General features: G+C 46.9%; 1 protein-coding gene and 1 pseudogene. Both read right to left on the bottom strand.

The features are described 5' to 3' along the window. Window positions 1-568, bottom strand: a 568-nt coding sequence (gene deoC / locus ACWHAR_RS21760) for a deoxyribose-phosphate aldolase (RefSeq protein ID WP_452087800.1), incomplete at its 3' end; no start/stop codon positions are given. Between the two features lie 105 nt (window positions 569-673). After that, window positions 674-1,296 (bottom strand): annotated as a pseudogene (gene deoR / locus ACWHAR_RS21755) (DNA-binding transcriptional repressor DeoR); the annotation flags it as partial.

Genomic DNA, 1,296 nt, shown 5'->3' with positions numbered 1-1,296 from the left:
CTTTCGTTCTGACGCCGCCAGATGCTTTCACGCCGATATCAGGTCCCACTGTTTTGCGCATTAAGGCGATATCTTCCTTCGTTGCGCCGCCTGTAGAAAAGCCTGTTGATGTTTTTACGAAATCCGCTCCCGCAGACACCGCTAAACGGCATGCACGTTCTTTTTCTTCATCAGTCAGAAGGCACGTTTCGATAATGACTTTGACAAGCGCTTTTCCGGCTGCAGCTTCCACTACACCGCGGATATCAGCTTCCACCACATCGTCTTCCTTGTCTTTTAAAGCGGCAATATTAATGACCATATCCACTTCAGTGGCGCCTTTTGAAATGGCGTCTTTTGTTTCGAACGCTTTTGTTTCAGTTGTATTGGCACCGAGCGGGAAGCCGATGACCGTACAAACGTCGACTCCAGTTCCCTTAAGCTCTTTTGCAGCAAGCTCCACCCATGTCGGATTGACACATACTGAAGCAAATTTGTATGTTTTCGCTTCTTCAATTAGTTTTAGAATGTCCGCTTTTTGTGTATGCGGTTTCAAAGCTGTATGATCAATTATGTTGGCTAATGACATCCTTCGCACACTTCCTTTTTTGTTAAGATATTTTTTAGCATAACCGACTTTTGAACATATGTAAATTGGTAATTGAAATTTTGTTCAACGAAAGGTTTGAGCGTGTCACAAATCATTAACAAGCGCCCTCGCGGTATGCTGGTCAATGATTAAAACGTTGGCATATTTTCCGGTTAATGCTCCGTGAATGGAAGATACTTTTCTGCTTCCGCCGGCAACTAAAATGGAGCGTTCCTTCAGTCTAAGGTCTTGAAGCTCAACACCGATGGTCCGGTCATTGATGGCGCTGCTGCAAATATTCCCTTTCGCATCAAAAAAGCGTGAACAAATATCCCCGACGGCCTGTTTTTTCAGCAGGGCTTTCTCTTCTTCGTTAAACTATCCGAGCCGGAACAACAGCGCTTCGTCACGGACAGTCCCCACCGTAAAAAGAGCGATATTCGCCTGCTTTCCCATCTCGATGATCCGCTCAATATGACGGTCTTTCTCCACCATTCGCTTCACATCCGCATTATCAAACACGACGGGAAGTGGGAGATAGCGCGGCATCGTTTGAAAAGCCTCCGCAAACAGCTGAATCGTTTCAGCCGAATACGTGTTTACCCGGGAATGGCTGATGCCGCCTTTTAGCTGGACGACCTCGACGCCTTTTACCTGCTTCGGCTGCATGTTTTGCGCGATTTGATACATGGTGGTTCCCCAGCTGACGCCGACAATGTCGCCGTCTT

The organism is Bacillus sp. LR--39, from assembly GCF_053613335.1.
This window is presented reverse-complemented; position numbering and strand designations above follow the sequence as displayed.